This is a genomic window from Vibrio methylphosphonaticus, from assembly GCF_023634655.1.
Lineage (GTDB): Bacteria > Pseudomonadota > Gammaproteobacteria > Enterobacterales > Vibrionaceae > Vibrio > Vibrio methylphosphonaticus.
In genome coordinates this window covers 12,931-27,070 of record NZ_JAMKMS010000025.1, presented here as the reverse complement: position 1 = coordinate 27,070, position 14,140 = coordinate 12,931, and the positions used below count along the sequence as shown (strand labels likewise).

The 14,140-nt window shown below is 41.7% G+C and carries 11 protein-coding genes and 1 tRNA gene; 5 read left to right on the top strand and 7 right to left on the bottom strand.

From position 1 onward, the window contains the following. Positions 1-85: 85 nt before the first annotated feature. The 4 genes from M9196_RS21130 to M9196_RS21115 all read right to left on the bottom strand — a co-directional run bounded on the left by M9196_RS21130 (position 86) and on the right by M9196_RS21115 (position 5,966). On the bottom strand, positions 86-1,015 hold the full coding sequence (locus M9196_RS21130; RefSeq protein ID WP_250619476.1) for an alpha/beta fold hydrolase: 930 nt from the start codon (positions 1,013-1,015) through the stop codon (positions 86-88). Between the two features lie 279 nt (positions 1,016-1,294). Then, entirely contained in the window at positions 1,295-4,429 is a 3,135-nt protein-coding gene (locus M9196_RS21125; protein ID WP_250619494.1) for a response regulator, read from the bottom strand. 164 nt (positions 4,430-4,593) lie between these two features. Next, positions 4,594-5,460 carry a YdcF family protein gene (locus tag M9196_RS21120; RefSeq protein WP_250619475.1) on the bottom strand — a complete coding sequence of 289 codons (867 nt, stop codon included), beginning with the start codon at positions 5,458-5,460 and terminating at the stop codon, positions 4,594-4,596. Between the two features lie 107 nt (positions 5,461-5,567). Beyond that, entirely contained in the window at positions 5,568-5,966 is a 399-nt protein-coding gene (locus tag M9196_RS21115; RefSeq protein WP_250619474.1) for an OsmC family protein, read from the bottom strand. Positions 5,967-6,285: 319 nt separating this feature from the next. Here M9196_RS21115 and msrB point away from each other — a divergent pair, with 319 nt between their 5' ends. Both msrB and M9196_RS21105 read left to right on the top strand, forming a co-directional pair. Beyond that, entirely contained in the window at positions 6,286-7,425 is a 1,140-nt protein-coding gene (gene msrB / locus M9196_RS21110) for a peptide-methionine (R)-S-oxide reductase MsrB (RefSeq protein ID WP_250619473.1), read from the top strand. A 264-nt stretch (positions 7,426-7,689) separates the two neighbouring features. Beyond that, on the top strand, positions 7,690-8,820 hold the full coding sequence (locus tag M9196_RS21105) for a mechanosensitive ion channel family protein (protein WP_250619472.1): 1,131 nt from the start codon (positions 7,690-7,692) through the stop codon (positions 8,818-8,820). Positions 8,821-9,030: 210 nt separating this feature from the next. Here M9196_RS21105 and M9196_RS21100 read toward each other — a convergent pair whose 3' ends face one another. Both M9196_RS21100 and aroG read right to left on the bottom strand, forming a co-directional pair. Beyond that, complete coding sequence (locus M9196_RS21100; protein WP_250619471.1) at positions 9,031-9,456, bottom strand: hypothetical protein; 426 nt, start codon at positions 9,454-9,456, stop codon at positions 9,031-9,033. Between the two features lie 153 nt (positions 9,457-9,609). Beyond that, the gene (gene aroG, locus M9196_RS21095) at positions 9,610-10,662 is read right to left on the bottom strand and encodes a 3-deoxy-7-phosphoheptulonate synthase AroG (protein ID WP_250619470.1); all 1,053 of its coding nucleotides are present in this window, start codon (positions 10,660-10,662) and stop codon (positions 9,610-9,612) included. A gap of 554 nt (positions 10,663-11,216) precedes the next feature. Between aroG and M9196_RS21090 the strand changes: the two genes are divergently transcribed. Together M9196_RS21090 and M9196_RS21085 are read left to right on the top strand one after the other, a co-directional pair. After that, a complete protein-coding gene (locus M9196_RS21090) occupies positions 11,217-11,867 on the top strand; it encodes a hypothetical protein (RefSeq protein ID WP_250619469.1) in 651 nt (216 codons plus the stop codon). Positions 11,868-11,905: 38 nt separating this feature from the next. Further along, positions 11,906-12,832, top strand: coding sequence for a VRR-NUC domain-containing protein (locus tag M9196_RS21085; RefSeq protein WP_250619468.1), 927 nt, complete (start codon positions 11,906-11,908; stop codon positions 12,830-12,832). A 132-nt stretch (positions 12,833-12,964) separates the two neighbouring features. On the opposite strand, the gene M9196_RS21080 is transcribed toward M9196_RS21085, so the two are convergent. Beyond that, positions 12,965-13,645 (bottom strand): MaoC family dehydratase, encoded by a 681-nt coding sequence (locus M9196_RS21080; protein ID WP_250619467.1) that lies wholly within the window; start codon positions 13,643-13,645, stop codon positions 12,965-12,967. Between the two features lie 328 nt (positions 13,646-13,973). On the opposite strand from M9196_RS21080, the gene M9196_RS21075 reads away from it, so the two are divergent. Further along, positions 13,974-14,064: transfer RNA gene (locus M9196_RS21075), tRNA-Ser, on the top strand. The last annotated feature ends 76 nt before the right edge of the window (positions 14,065-14,140 follow it).

Sequence of the window (14,140 nt, the reverse complement as noted above, 5' to 3'; positions counted from 1 at the left end):
TAAAAAGGGTCGTGAATAGGCTTCGCTATTCAATCTCAACTATCGTTTACCTGTCATCTCATGCACAACAATATCCACCTGTACGTCAAACTGTTGCACGTTCACTTTCCCGGAGGTGTTCAATTATGGAGTGGTTAACTGCTTTTGCGTATTCGTACTGCATCGCATGTCCTCCACCTTCTACGACCACTAAGCGGGTTTGTTGACCTAATAGCTGCTCTACTCTCGGCGCATCGTCAATGCTTATAATTTTGTCGCTTGTCCCCCATAACAATAGCTTGGGCATCTTGGTATTGCTTACATCTTTATAGTCCTGAGTGGGATCGGCACTGATCACATAACGACCTGAACTCACAATCGCGTGTCTAAACCCTTTAAACTGCATTTGACGCTCAAATCTCTTTTGCCAATATGGAAATAATGAGGGCTCGACTAAATCGTTTACTTGATTCTTAGCAAGACTAGGAACAAAAAATGTATAGCCTATCCACTTCCCAATGAGTGGCATCGCCAACGGGCCAATATCAATGGGTCTATTAAATGGCGCTAAGTAAACAACACTTTCTAAGCGATGCGGAAATTGCGCAATGTAAGCGGAGGTAATCGCACCTCCCATCGACAAACCCACGATATGAAATCTCTCGACACCAGCGACGGATTTTGTCAGTGATTCAATCTGCTCTACGAACAAATGTTTGTCATATTTAACGGCAGGTCTTGCAGAGTAGCCTCGACCATATAGATCAAAACGCAGAACTCGATAGCCTGAAGCAACCAAAGCAGGAACATTTTTATCCCACATATAGGAAGGTGCTGAAAAACCATGCACAAGAACCACTAATGGCCCGTCTGGGTCTCCAGTCAATTCATAATGAACGTCTCCGTGATCTAGTTTGATAAACTGTCCTGGTGCTTCAGCCTTATTCACGTCATTAAGCTGATACTGCTCTTTATTTCGAATAACAGGGGGCAGCACAACTGCACAAATAATAACCAACGCTAGCCAAGTCAACATTTCTTATACTCTATAACTTAATCAATGTGTCGCCGAAGATAGAAGTGACCTTCATTCAGGCATTTTTCGGCTATAGTTTAAAGCCTTAGGTTTATTAGTCATTAGCGTCAAACAGGCTCCTCTAGAGGGCTCGCATACTACAACCCTCAACGCATCGGCAAATCGACCACGATCGCTGCTTTCAAGCGATCGACCATGTTTTATTACCACTAAAAAAGCGCCTCGTGGGAGAGGCGCTTTTTTAGTTTGATTTCTATTTCATATCAGGTGCGCTGACTACTAAATTAAGTTTCTCATTTCATGAAATAACTTTTCACGACGCACAGGCTTAGGTACATATGCATCCATACCCGCGTCGAAACATTTTTGAATGTCGTCGTCAACGACACTCGCGGTTAACGCTATAATAGGTGTCGGAGTCATCCCTTCTTGTTTTTCGTAATCTCGTATATCCTTGGTCGCGGCAAAGCCATCCTTCACTGGCATCATGCAGTCCATTAAAATCACGTCAAAGTTTGAATCGCTTTGGAAAGTTTCTAACGCTTGCTGTCCGTCGTTAGCAATAACATAATCATAACCCGCTTTTTTAAGATGCAATGACGCCACTTTTTGGTTAACCATATTGTCTTCGACCAGCAATACTCTGACTGCAGGTTCATCTCCACTCTGGGAAGATGACTCGCTAGAAGTAGCATCTGTGGATTTACCCTCAATTTCCATCGCCTTTACATTAGCGATGTTTTCGAGTTTAACTTCAACAGCACTCACTAATTTTTGTTTCAAGATGTCTGCCTTAAACGGCTTTGGTACATAATCATCCATACCCGCATCAAAACACTTTTGAATATCATCGTCTACGACACTTGCCGTCAGCGCGATAATCGGAGTTTTAGGTAAACCTGCCGTACTCTCGTATTCCCTTATTACGGCGGTTGCTGTAAACCCATCCATTACCGGCATCATACAATCCATCAATACTACACTGTAATTTTTGCCTGACTTGTAGTGCTCTACAGCCTCCAACCCATTATTTGCAATATCAAACCCGTAACCCAGCTTTTTAAGATGTAAACTCGCTACTTTTTGGTTAACGAGATTATCTTCGACTAAGAGTACCTGAACACTACCCGCGTTAATCTGTTCTTTTTGAATAACAATCTCACCTTTCTCAAGGACTTTACAGCAAGATTCTATAGATTTAAGCAACCGACTTCCCAGCAAGGGATAAGTAATGAGCGCACTGATATTTCGACCAAAATCCTTATTTGTACTTTCAAACTGTCTGATTAAACATATAGCTGATGCGCCAGAATTGAGCTGAGAGAAATACGTTTCGTCCCGTTTGGAAGAGACATCCCCACCTTCTACGTAGATAATTACGGTTTTCTTATCTGATAGTTTTGAATGAACAGCTTCAATATTTGAGGAAACGCTTGTGATATCAATATTATAAAAATCGAGATCACGTCGTATACGCTCTTCATACACTTTATCTTCACACACCATGACTAATTCATCATATTTTAGTTCGTGGCGGTGCTGGTAGTGCCGTTCATCAATAGGTAAATCCAGCTTAAAGTAGAACCGGCTTCCCTTTCCTTTCTCTGAGTCCAGTTCGATCTTGCCACCCATCAACTCAATAAGCTGAGTACTGATCGCTAGCCCTAATCCCGTACCACCAAACTGTCTTGTTGTGGAGTCATCTTCTTGAGCAAAAGCTTCAAAGATATTCGCTTGACGTGCTTCATCGATACCAATACCTGAGTCTATGACTTCAAACACTAGACTGACAACATTGTCCTGTTCTTCTAATTGGTGCACGCCTATTGTCACAGTACCTTCGCTGGTAAACTTCACCGCATTTGACATGAAGTTCATCAACACTTGACGCATCCTGTGGTCATCGGCCAATACTCTAAATGGAATCGTTGAATCAATATCCACATTTAGCTGTATTCCCTTTTCTTTCACTTTTGGCGCAACAATTGACGCTATGTCATAAATCGTTTCGCGAATTGAAGTCGAATGAGGATTTATCTGTAACATCCCAGATTCAATTTTTGAGAAGTCTAAGATATCGTTTATAAGGCTTAACAATAGATGGGAGGACGTTTCTATCGTGTCTACATAGTCTTTTTGTGTTGCGGTTAAATCCGTGTCGGAGAGTACTTCAGATATGCCAATGACCCCATTAAGTGGCGTACGAATTTCGTGTGACATGTTGGCTAAAAAGCTACTTTTAGCCTTACTTGCTTCAATCGCATTTTCTTTTGCCTGCTCTGCATCTTCCTTCGCTTCAAGAAGTCGTTTTTGGCTCTCCTGTCTTTCTAGAGTCAGACGTTCCACCTCTTGAGCAAAACGGCTGAGTTCATCATTACCTCGAACACGTGCACTCAGTGACGTTTTCTGTTCTTGTTCATCTCCTTCCAAATACTTCAATACCAAATTTAGGTTTTTAATAACACGATGAGCGAGGTTCACCCCGGTTAGAATGACCAAGGCAGTCAGCAAACTAATGCCAGCAAAGAATACGGCCCGAGTTTGTTCGAATGTCGCTACAAGTCCACTGATCTCATCACGTAATTGTATCTCGATAGAATCCGCAACCGATTGTAAGAGGTTTAATCGCAATGCTAGTGCGCTTAAACCAATATCGATCTCACTTTCATTCGAGGCGCTAATTTGGTCTGTGGCGAGTAATACACTACGAAACTCACTACTCTGCTCAAATGCGATATTCGAAAACGTTTCGAGCAAAAGCGCCACTTGTTGAGGGTCTGCATTTATTGCGACAAATCGTTCAACAAACAGTTGCTGACTCAGGGTCAAACTGCGTATTTCATCCTTGATCTCATCTTTGCGTTCTTCGGTTGTAATCAGCTGTTGTATTTGCCAATTCTCCTCATCAGCCCAAAACATTAACCACTCTAGCTGAGCAAGGGCAGTGATATGACCATCAACTGCAGCTAATGTGCCGCTATAAGGCGCTTTTTCAAGAAGCAATAGGATTTGTTTATAGGTATCGACTTGCCATTCAACTATCTCATTTTTTTCTTCAACATCAGCCGCCTCACTTAATGAAGTGATACTTTCTTGATAATCAGAGATAAGACCTTGAAGGTGTTGGAGTTCAGCGTCAGAAAACAGCGTGTTCGATAATTTTATGAGTGCATCATACTGTGGGGTGGTGTTAACTGGAGCATCAGACAACCTGGCCGTATTCGCCTGAGACTGTAAATCAGACAGTACTTGTGAGAACAACACAAGTTCTTCAACCTTTTCCAAATTGGAGAGCTGCATATTAAGTGTATTCACTTGTCTTGCAGCTAAATAGACAATAAGCAATACCGGAAGTATTACCAATGTGAATATTTTACGCTTTACCGATAGGCTATTCCAAAAGTTTACCATCACCATTCCATTTGCTAAACGAAAGTTTACTTAGTAATGAGTGTAGAACAGGAACAGTGAGCTTCTAGTCAATTAACAAATATTTCCGTATTTATATGAACTTATAGGCATTTGGGTCACATTTCTTAGCACCGGAGCCGCACCGGTGCCATGAAGTTAAGTAAAACTTAACTGCACACTACTTTAGGTAAGTTATGCGTATTTTCAGGGTCCAAATAACGATTTAACGTAGTGAGCGTTTTGTGCAAACACCGTAATTTTTCACGTAACAGCTTTGGTTTACACTCTGGTGTCGTGGTACCCACCGCATCCTCAATTCTTTTGATTGAAAGCAACATAAATTCGTCACCGTCAGTTACCGCATACTCATGTAAACGAGCTATGGCATCTAGTGCTATATCAAAAGGTACTTTTCGCACTAGTGCAAGAGGACGTTCAAAAGCCTCGTTGACAACCCCTTCCAAATACACTCGATAGGTAGTGAGCTCATCCAATGCTAAAAAAGCGTGCCCCTGCAATGTGTTATAGGGATAAGGTACGGCAATATGTTGTGACACATCATAGGGAATAGATAGCGCTAACCCCTTAACTTTGCATCGTGCCACCAAAAGTTTCAACAGTCCTTGCTCATCAAGGTGTGTTTGGATTTCTATTAATCGATTAAGGTGGTAATCGTTAGAAATTAAGCGCACGGGTATGCGACTTCCATGCGTGATAAGTCCGCTTTCTATAATGACTTGTGAAAGATGCAGAACATTTTCAACCGTATTCGTTGATTGCTCTTCTAGCAAAATCGCCCCGATGCTGTTGAGATGACGCTCTGATAATTGGTGCCTAAAATACTCATACATCGAGCGCGCTTCAGACACTGATTGATTCGCTGTCACACCACCGCAAAACGAAACTATGGTGTTTGAACAGTCATTTTCTAATACGTATTTAGCTAACGCCGTTACTCTCGATTTACCCTCAAGAGTAAGTTGGTCACAACTAAGGCGTTTACCCAAAACGATAATCAGTTGGTTAAACGGCACGCTCAATTCCATCCCTACTATGAAAAATTATTGACTCGAGTGTATGTATGATAAAAAAACATCACTTGGCTGACGACTCCCTAGTCAAAGATAAACACGCGCTTCTATCAAACAATTTCCCAACTATGGGTCATCTCTATGCCTTCACCTAACATCAGGCACACCGAACAATATTTCTCTAGAGAATCTTTGGTGACTTGAGCCACAACGGTAGCATCCAGTTGCTCACCTGTGACTTCAAAATGAATGTTGATTTCAGTAAAGATTTTTGGAGCACTATCACGTCTAACTGCCGACAGTTTAGCAACGCAGCCTGTGACATTCTGATTAGCACCTTTTAGGCCATCAACGACATCAACAGAGCTACATCCACCAGCGGCCATTAAAACCATTTCCATCGGGCTCGGTGCACTCTTCCCACCACTGCCGTCCATCACTATGGTGTGGCCAGATTGAGATTCACCTAAAAACTGAAACCCGTCTACCCATTTAACTTCTGCTTGCATATCGACCTCTAACTCATTCTATTATTGTATTTGTATGACGAGACAACGGCTTACTCCTCGTTGTTACGCCATAGATGCGTCACCTTATCATTTCTAAATAAAATAAAACCACTGGAACCAAAAATATTTTCAAAGTCTGAATGACTAAACCCTAATCGCTACGTACAAATGAACAAATGGGTAGTCGATAGCCATCAAGGTGCCAATCGGCGTGCGCCACTGGCCGTGCGCCACCAATAGTTTTAGCATTTTGAAATTTTTTCTTCACTGCCCCTGTCTTATAGATTGAACGAACGGTGTTTAAGCGATTGAGGTCCTTATGAAAACATTTTCAAAATTATTTGTAGCTGCAGTACTAGCAACTCCGCTGCTGTTTTTGCTCACAAGCCAACCTGGTAATGCGGACTCGACAAAAACAATGACCGCAAAACATACAGATGTCGCCACGCTAGCCGGTGGATGCTTCTGGTGTACTGAATCTGATTTGGAGAAACTACCTGGCGTGATCAGCGTAGTATCAGGTTACGCAGGAGGAGACCTTGAAAACCCAACTTATAGACAAGTATCGAGTGGTAAGTCTGGGCATATCGAAGTCATTCAAGTGACATACAATACTGACGTTGTCAGCTATGAAAACGTTTTGGACCAATTTTTCCGACATATTGACCCAACAGACAGCAAAGGCTCGTTTGTTGACAGAGGCGCTCACTATAGACCCGCTATTTTCTATCACAACAATGAGCAAAAGCAGGTCGCTTCTGAGTTTATGTCGGAAATAGATGATCTGGGCATTTTTAAAAAGCTACTTGCAACAGAACTGATTGCTTACACTGAATTTTGGCCAGCAGAAGACTATCATCAGGACTACTATAAAAAAAGCAGCCTCAAATATAAATACTACCGCTACAACTCGGGCAGAGATCAATATTTAGATGAAATCTTTGGTGAAGATCGTGAAGAAATGCCGATGACATTAAGAATGCTCATCGACAACAAAAATGGTAGCACCAATGCCAAGCGTTACGTAAAGCCGTCACAAGACATCATTGAAAGCACGTTAACGCCTATCCAGTTTTACGTCACGCAAGAAGACGGTACAGAGCGCCCGTTTGATAACCCATATTGGGACAACAAAAAAGAAGGTATTTACGTCGACATCGTAACTGGCGAACCCCTATTCTCATCAACGGACAAATATAAATCGGGTACTGGATGGCCGAGCTTTACTAAACCAATTAATGATAAATATGTAGTAACGACTACTGATTTCAAGTTGATTTATCCACGCACCGAAGTAAGAAGCCGTATTGGTGATTCCCATCTTGGGCATGTATTTAAAGATGGACCTAAACCAACAGGGTTACGATATTGCATGAACTCTGCGGCGATGAAGTTTATTCCTAAATCAAAACTGGCTCAGCTTGGGTACGACGAATTTTTACCTCTATTTAATCAGTAGTATCACTCGCGCAAAACTGGCTGCAACATATGCAGCCAGTTTTCATTCTTTAGACACCTCTCGTTTACTCAATATGCTGAGCTATTTTCTCGCCTCAACATACATTGCAGAGCCTCATCTAACGTCCATCCCGCTATGCAACATTGATAAACGGGACAACTCAATACAAAACCAATTAAATATCCAGTATTATCTGACTATTACAAACCTTCAGCAGGCTCTACACTAACGAAGGTCATCGTTCACAAAAGGCGTTTTATCAATATGAACAGTTCCATGGATGTTCTGCAGAACTACATACAATCATTTGGTTATGACTGGTTAAGTAATGTCCTATTAATCACGTTATCGAGCTTCATTGCTTGGGTTATATGGAGGGTGGTCTATCGTCGTCTTGAAGCGTTAGCACAACACACCCATTTAGAATGGGACGACCTGCTTATTCGAGCAGTGCGTTCACCGATTAGCGCCTTAATTTGGCTCTGGCCTGCAACCATTTCAATTGGTTTAATCGTTTCAGCGTATTCTGACACTGATAACCAGTGGATTGAACAAGTGGATTTACTGCTTGTTATCGCCGCCTTTATCTGGATCTCACTCGGTCTGATTCAAAACGTGGAAACGCGCGTTCTCGCCCAAAAAAAGCGAGACGAAACGACGGTTCAAGCAATAGCAAAAGTTGCGAGACTGTTTTTTATCACCATTGGCGTCTTAACGGTGATGCAGTCTTTAGGACTAAGTTTGTCTGGCCTACTCACATTTGGTGGTGTAGGTGGCTTGATTGTCGGTCTTGCTGCTAAAGACTTACTCTCTAATTTCTTTGGCGGCATGATGATCTATTTCGACCGCCCCTTTAAAGTCGGTGACTGGATTCGCTCTCCTGATCGTAATATTGAAGGCACGGTAGAAAGGATTGGCTGGCGAATGACCATTATTCGAACATTTGATAAGAGACCACTCTACGTCCCCAACTCGGTATTTAGCAATATTGTTGTTGAAAACCCTTCTCGTATGCTTAATCGCCGGATTTTTGAGACCATCGGACTACGATATGCCGATGGTGACAAAGTCAGTGTTGTTGTCGGGGAAATCAAAACGATGCTAGAAAACCACCGCGATATCGATAGCAAACAAACGCTAATGGTTAACTTCGATTCTTTTGGAACTTCATCACTCAATTTCTTTGTTTACGCGTTTACGAAAACCGTAAATTGGGCACGCTACCATGAAGTAAAGCAAGATGTGCTCTTGCAAATTATGGCGATTATTCACAAGCACGATGCTGATATCGCCTACCCGACTCAAACGTTGAAGTTTGACCCAAGCGCATTGTCCGAAAATCCAGAAGTCACTAATGATAATTCTACCTTTCCAAACTCAATCATAAGCAAGTAATTCGATAGCTCTGGTAAGGTGTGTAAGTGATACGTTGTTTAAGTGATACGTTGCTTAAGGCATCACAGACCCACTTATCAGCTCAATACGTGACCTTGTCACGTATTGAGCTGATACTGCCTGCCACGAATTAAAGGTTGTTTACAGCACTAGTCCAAAACATCCCATTCATTATCGGTAGATGTCATGCGTTTTAGTTAAATCTCAACACTAACTATTATTAAGCTGTAACGCTTGGTATTGTGCAGATTTAACACTGCCTTTTCGTCTTTTCATCTTCACTTCGACCGAGCGACCACCATTGTTCACATCGTATCGAATTGCCTGCTTCAAATAAGCATCATTACGCGTTATGTCCCGTGCGACTATGTTCAGCGTTTTTGAACCACGATTAACATCACAACGATAATCCCAATCGTTCTGGCCATTTTTGAGTGATAGCAGTACTTGGGAATGCTTGCCTCCTTTTGCGTTAATTCCTCTCGGTTGCTTATCTATAGCCAAAGCTAACCCCGCTTTACACAATGCTTCCGATGTAAATACGTCATTAGTCCGTGCAGCGAAAGCTGAATTTGTTACTGAAAATGTACAAACAAAAGCCAATACCATTGCTGAAGTCAGCGTACCCTTTTTCATCATTAATCCTAATCGTGTTCTGATTTGTGAAAATTAAAACATGACATACGGTAAAGATCAATTAAAAAAGCCTCCAAAGCTAAATGCTAATAGAGGCTTTATTCAATGCTTTCTAGTTAACTACTTTAACGAAGCTAACGTAGGTGCGATTCTTTACGCGTTACGACGCGCAACAACTGCATCTGCAAGTTGACGAAGTACATTTTCAGTGTCTGACCAACCAATACATGCGTCGGTAATTGATTGGCCGTACTTAGCGGCAACACCATCGACAAGATCTTGACGACCTTCCTCAAGGTGAGATTCAATCATTACGCCAAAAATAGCATCTTCACCAGCAGCAAGTTGTGCTGACACATCTTCAGATACGACTTTCTGACGAGCAAACTGTTTCGAACTGTTCGCATGGCTAAAGTCAATCATCACCTTCTTAGGTAAACCTGATGCAGTTAGCTCATCTTTAATGGCACTGACATGCTCTGCGCTATAGTTAGGCTCTTTACCACCACGTAAGATTAGGTGACAGTCTTTATTGCCCGCAGTTTCGATGATAGCAGAGTGTCCAAACTTAGTAACAGACAAGAAATGGTGAGAAGCACTTGCAGATCGAATAGCGTCTGACGCTATCTTTATATTACCATCGGTACCGTTTTTGAAGCCAACCGGACAAGAAATACCCGAAGCCAACTCACGGTGTACTTGCGACTCCGTAGTACGAGCACCGATAGCACCCCAGCTGATTAAATCACCCACATACTGAGGAGTAATCATATCTAAGAATTCACTTGCCGTTGGCATGCCCATGTCTGTCAAGTCGAGTAATAGCTTACGAGCCATTCGTAAACCATCATTAATTTTAAAGGTATCGTTAAGATACGGGTCGTTAATCAAACCTTTCCAACCTACGGTCGTACGTGGCTTTTCAAAATAGACACGCATAACGATTTCTAGCTTATCGCCCAGTTCATCACGCAATGTTTTTAGTCGTTTACCATACTCGACTGCAGCTTCTGTATCGTGAATAGAACAAGGACCAACAATCACAAGTAGTCGATCATCATCACCCGTCAAAATATTATGAATCGCTTGGCGTGCATTAAAGGTTGTCGAAGAAGCAACTTCTGTCGCTGGAAATTTCTCTAGTACCGCGACTGGCGGTAGGAGTTCTTTTACTTTATTAATTCTTACATCATCAGTTTGGAACATTGCTTACTTCTTCCTATTCTTTGAATCTACGACTATCAAGCACGATGTACACTCCATTATGTGACTTATGTCGTGCTCTTTGTTGGTAACTTATCTGCTTGCAACAAATAGTGCAATCATTAATTTTAAAAAAAGGCAAATTTACCCCCTGTTTTTAATTAATGACGCACCGTAAAGTTTTAGTTACACTTCAATTGACCAATAATCAATCAGTTATCACTTCACAACGAAACAGCATATTTGTACACCTGAATAAAATACGCGTTCCCACTGATGAAAAGCGTGTTCCTAATAATAGTTTAACGCTCTGCCCACGACACTATCAATCATCGAAACGTCATCATAAATCAATTTGAACTCTTAGTTCTATCTTAAGAGATTGGCATGATGAACGACCGCAAATGTAATCACCTGTATCCAGCCCTCTAGCTTGAGAGGAACTACGTTTGACGCTACGATGTTTTTTCACCATTTAAATACCTTACTCTTTGCATTCTCCACTTATATGGTCGTGCAGGAGTAATTCATACCTCGAAATTTTCGTAAGGGTGTCCGTGGCTACATCATTCCAAATTACGCTTGCACCAAAGTATTACCTGGATAATTTTCAGACATTGTTAGGTTATGTAAAGCATCTATATGCTGATCTTCTTAATCAGGAGGAACATCGTTGGATAGAACGTTTTGCTGAGTTAACTGAAGATGCACAATGCTTACTCATACGCTTAATGACACGAAAAGGGGAATGGTTCCGTAGCGACAAACTGCACTACTCTGAACTCCAATCAATTGATCATTGCATCGACGAGCTGGTGGACAAGCAGTTTATCAGCACAAACTCTACAGACTTTGCAACCTTAGCAAGTACGTTGCTGACTAAAGCTGAAATCTTGGATTTTTATCCCGACCTCCCAAAAACAACTCGTAAACCAGAACTACTGTTGCGACTTGCAGACCTTGCAGAATCCCCATCGGTAAAGCTTCCGTTTACTGCAATACAACTACTTGATAATGATAAGCTGTCGTTGTTCTGCCTGCTTTTTTTGGTAACCAACATCAAGAGTTTGCTCAGTTTGTCCTTAATGATCTCGGAATTCATTGTTTTGAACGCTATGAAATATCATCAAATACACGCGTATTTAATGAACGAGAAGATATTGATACGGCAATGGCACTTCACGCTTTATCAGAGCAATACAAAATGATCGATAAGACGTGCCAAAGTTCCTTAAGCAAGTTTTCTTTGGATATACCTACCACTAAAGGCAGTTACCCTACTCGACTCGCTGGCAAACTCATCAACGCTGTCGGTCGAGATTTGGAACGCCTCAATAACTTTGATCAAGCCATTAACGTATTAGAACAAACCGAATTGCCCCCAGCGCGAGAACGTTGCGTTAGAATGTACATGAAACAAAAAAACTTTTCTCAAGCTCAAGCTTTTGTCACATCAATATTAGAAAGCCCGAAAAATGTATCGGAACAGGAGGTGGCGCTCCGCCTAGCGGCTACCCTAGCCAAAAAACGTCACCTCTCTCATCCAAAGACTGAGGTATTATCCATTCCAGAACGCACTATTACGCTGAATTTGAGTGAACAACGTGTCGAATTGGCCGTGCTTGATTCATTAACTAATAAAGGCTGGCAGAGCTTTTATCTCGAAAATCAATTTCTTAACACCTTATTCGGCCTCGCTTTTTGGGATATTATTTTTGCACCAATCGACGGTGCGTTCATCAATCCTTATCAACGGCAACCTCTCGACCTTTATCGAGATACCTTTCAAACCAAACGCAAACACATAATCGATGCTCGAATGGCAGAGATTCGAACATCGGGAATCCGAAGATTCACTTCAGTCCTTGATGATAAGTTCGGGCTGCAGAATCCATTTATCGTTTGGGATGTCGTTGATCGTGAGTGGATAGAGTTAGCGATTACGACCATTCCTAACCACACTCTCGCCGCTTTATTTGAAACGATGCTAATAGATTTAAAAGCTTATCAAGCTGGTATGCCTGATCTTATTGCTTTCAAAGCGAATGCATGGCTATGGTGCGAAGTCAAAGGACCGGGAGATAGACTTCAAAATAATCAGAAGCGTTGGATGAAAATATTTAACGATCTAAACATTAACTATGAGGTGTGTTACGTAAAGTCGGAAACTTAACCCGTTGGTTCATTGAGCTTTAGCCGTAATCGACACACTTTATCTAATTAAACACAACAAAGCCCAGTGAGAGAACTGGGCTTTGTTGTGTTTAATTAGGTTTTAGCTTCTAGCGATGTACAGCACTTAGCACTAGAAGTGTAAGTGAATCACCGATGTAGCAATGCACGCGGGTCGGCGGATCCCTTCTATCTCAACTCGGATCTCTCGCTCTATCTCCAAACCTTTTTTAATTGGCGTCACTTTCACTAACGTACTTTTTGCACGAAGGTTACTACCAGCTTTAACTGGATATGGGAATCGAACCTGATTCAAACCAATATTAACCATCATTTTCGCGGTTGGAAACATTGGTTTATTTTCATCGACACTATCTGTCAAAGCAGGGAGCAAAGATAAGGTCAGAAAGCCATGCGCAATCGTCGTTTTAAAGGGAGATTCCGTTGTCGCTCGTTCAGGATCAGTATGAATCCACTGATTATCTTCAGTAACAGCGCCGAACTGGTCAATACGTTCTTGCCCAACCGTTAGCCAATCACCCTCATGAATAACAGTACCCACTTTGTCCTGTAGCTCTAAATACAAACGCTGAGCTTCGGGTTTTAACACAATCTCTGGCGTCAAATCTGAAACATTGGGTTCATTTACTGCAGGCCTGTGATAGTCTCTAACCCAAGCTAGAAAATTTCGATTATGGGTTTTATCAACGAACTCAGTCCAATACTCGCGAATTGCCGGCGACATCCATTGCATAAGCTCAGACTGATGCTTAATCGAATCAGCACTTTGTTTAAACAATTTTACCACTTTCATATTGACCTCAGCTTACAGTCGTTTCAAATAACCATAATATTTTGAATCAGTTCACAACTTCGTGCAAATTTTTTTGAGCTAACACCCGTATTCTGAACAATGTTTTATTTATACTAATCATATAGTTAATCATAAAAAACATTATTTTATTAATTTTTGAACGATATCAATTCCCTATGATAACGAGATCTATTTTCAACTTCGCTCCGTAAGCCCTGACTTTTGGTCATTCTAAAAACAAAGCGCACAGGATTTAAGCAAACAGTTCACCGAGTGTAAATTTAGGCTTTACAGGGTTACGCGTACGAATAATAATAGCGCCAACAACGGAGAGATGGCTGAGTGGTCGAAAGCACCGGTCTTGAAAACCGGCAAGGGTTAATAGCCCTTCTAGGGTTCAAATCCCTATCTCTCCGCCATATTCAGAAAAGCCCGCTAAGACATTAGCGGGCTTTTTGCATTCAGTTTCGCCTATCAAGACACAAAATTACACCT